The 2,267-nt window shown below is 64.3% G+C and carries 2 protein-coding genes and 1 pseudogene; 2 read left to right on the top strand and 1 reads right to left on the bottom strand.

Annotation, left to right across the window (positions count from 1 at the left end):
- Positions 1–191: 191 nt before the first annotated feature.
- Positions 192–695 (top strand): hypothetical protein, encoded by a 504-nt coding sequence (locus EOA79_RS31540; protein WP_067000288.1) that lies wholly within the window; start codon positions 192–194, stop codon positions 693–695.
- A 27-nt stretch (positions 696–722) separates the two neighbouring features.
- Here EOA79_RS31540 and EOA79_RS31535 read toward each other — a convergent pair whose 3' ends face one another.
- Positions 723–2,051 (bottom strand): DNA polymerase IV, encoded by a 1,329-nt coding sequence (locus EOA79_RS31535; RefSeq protein ID WP_095826086.1) that lies wholly within the window; start codon positions 2,049–2,051, stop codon positions 723–725.
- Between the two features lie 65 nt (positions 2,052–2,116).
- Between EOA79_RS31535 and EOA79_RS33970 the strand changes: the two are divergent.
- A pseudogene (locus EOA79_RS33970) lies at positions 2,117–2,267 on the top strand (GNAT family N-acetyltransferase); the annotation flags it as partial.

Below are 2,267 nucleotides of genomic sequence, written 5' to 3'. Positions count from 1 at the left end.
CGGCTGGATTGGGTGAAGGCCGCGCTCTCGGCCTGAGCCGCCGCCGGCTTAAAATACCCTCACGCCAACCGGCCTTGTTTCAAAACGGTCATATCGGCGGGGGAACCTGCCAAGATCGCTTGCGTTCCTGAGTCTGCTTGCGCCTTCCAAAGCCAGGAGGCGTGTTTCGGCTCCAACGGGGGAGAATTTCGATGAGACCAGTGGTTCCGCTCGTTCTCGCCGGCTGCCTGATGACTGCCGCGAGCGCCTACGCCGACGATGCAGATTTCCTGCGCTCGTTCCAGGGCAGCTTCGCCGGCAACGGCACCTTCAAGGTGAGCGCGAATGCGCCGACGGTGAATATCTCCTGCGACTTCAAATCCGGCGCTACCTCGACCTCGTTGTCGCTCGACGGCAAATGCCGCGGGCTGATCTTGATGACGCGGGAGATCAGCGCGGATCTGAAGGCCACCGGCAGGGGCTATAGCGGCGTCTACATCGGCTCGCGTACCGGGCCGGCGCAATTGAACGGCAGCCGTTCGGGCAACGCGCTCAATCTCGGCATCCGTTGGGCAAAGGAGGTCAATGGCGACCGCAAAGCGCAGTTGACCGTCGAAAAGACCGGCAGCGACAGCATGCGGCTGACGGTGACCGACACGGATCCAAAAACTGGCAAGACCATGGTGACGAGCCGGATCGACCTGCAGCGCACCTGATCAAGTCCCCATGAATGCCAGCCGGTCTCAGTCCTCGAGCGGCTCGGGCGGGTTGGCGGCACGGCCCTTGCCGAAGGTGTAACCGGTCTCGACGGCCTTCCTGCCGAATTTGTCGCGCAGCTCGTCGATCGCGGTTTCGGCCATTGCGCGCTTGCGCGACTGGACGTCGATCAGATCCGGCGGATCGGCCTTCCCGTCGTCGGAAAGATCGCTGACGCCGATGCCGAGCAGGCGGAATTTCGTGCCGTCGGTCTCGCGACGCAACAAATCGAGCCCGGTTTGGAAGATGCGATCGGCCAGCCGTGTCGGATCGCCAAGCTGGCGGTTGCGGGTGCGCAGCTTGAAATCCTGCGTCTTCAGCTTCAGCACCACGGTGCGCCCGGCAATGCCGGATTTCTTCAGCCGCGCCGAGACTTTTTCCGACAGGCCGCGCAGCACCGGCACCAATTCTGCCAGCGAGCCGATGTCGTTGTCGAAGGTGGTTTCGGCCGACACGCTCTTGGCATCGCCGCCGGGGTCGACGCGGCGGTCGTCCTCGCCGCGCGAAAGCCGGTAGAGCCGGTCGCCCATGACACCGTAACGGCGCATCAGTTCGCCGCGCTCCATGCGCTGCAGCTGGGCAATGGTGCGGATGCCGTCGCGCTCGAGCGCCGCGGCCAAGGCCTTGCCGACGCCCCAGATCAGCGTGACCGGCTGCCCGGCAAGAAAGCTTGGCGCTTCCGCTTCGCCGATGACTGAAAAGCCGCGCGGCTTGCGGAAGTCCGACGCGATCTTGGCGAGGAACTTGCAGTAAGAGAGACCGGCGGAAACGGTGATGCCGAGTTCCTTCTCGACGGTCTGTGCGAAGCGGGCCAGCACAAGCGCCGGCGGCATGCCATGCAGCCGCTCGGTACCGGCGAGGTCGAGAAAAGCTTCGTCGATCGACAGCGGCTCGACCAGCGGCGTCAGCGCCTGCATCAGCGCGCGCACCTCGCGGCTGACACCGACATATTTTTCCATGTTCGGCGCAATCACCACGGCCTCGGGACAGGCCTCGAGCGCCTTGAACATCGGCATCGCCGAGCGCACGCCCTGGATGCGGGCAATGTAGCAGGCAGTGGAGACGACGCCGCGCCTGCCGCCGCCGACGATCAGTGGCTTGTCCTTCAGCGCCGGATTGTCGCGCTTTTCGATGGCGGCATAGAAAGCGTCGCAGTCGATGTGAGCGATGTGCAGCCGGTAGAGTTCCGGATGACGGACAAGGCGCGGGCTGCCGCAGCGCTCGCAACGGCGCGTCTCGCTGCGCTGAGAAGCCAGGCAGTCGCGACAAAAGCCGTGTTCGGGATTGTTGACAGGAGCCGCCATCGCTGCGAACATAAAGAGAACAAACGCAATGGTACGACAGTGCAGGGCCGGCAACAAGCTTGGCCTGGGGAGAACGTATGAGCACGACCATAGTACCGCTGAGTCCTGAGCGTTGGACCGATTTCGAGGATCTCTTCGGCAAGCAGGGCGCCTGTTACGGCTGCTGGTGCACGCATTTCCGGCTGACCCCGGCGGAGCGGCGGGCGAGCGACCGCGAGCGCAACAAGG

It is taken from the genome of Mesorhizobium sp. M1A.F.Ca.IN.020.03.2.1, from assembly GCF_004023205.1.
In the GTDB taxonomy this organism is placed as follows: domain Bacteria; phylum Pseudomonadota; class Alphaproteobacteria; order Rhizobiales; family Rhizobiaceae; genus Mesorhizobium.
Note: the sequence above shows the minus strand (reverse complement) of the source record. Positions and strands in the feature narration are given on the sequence as shown.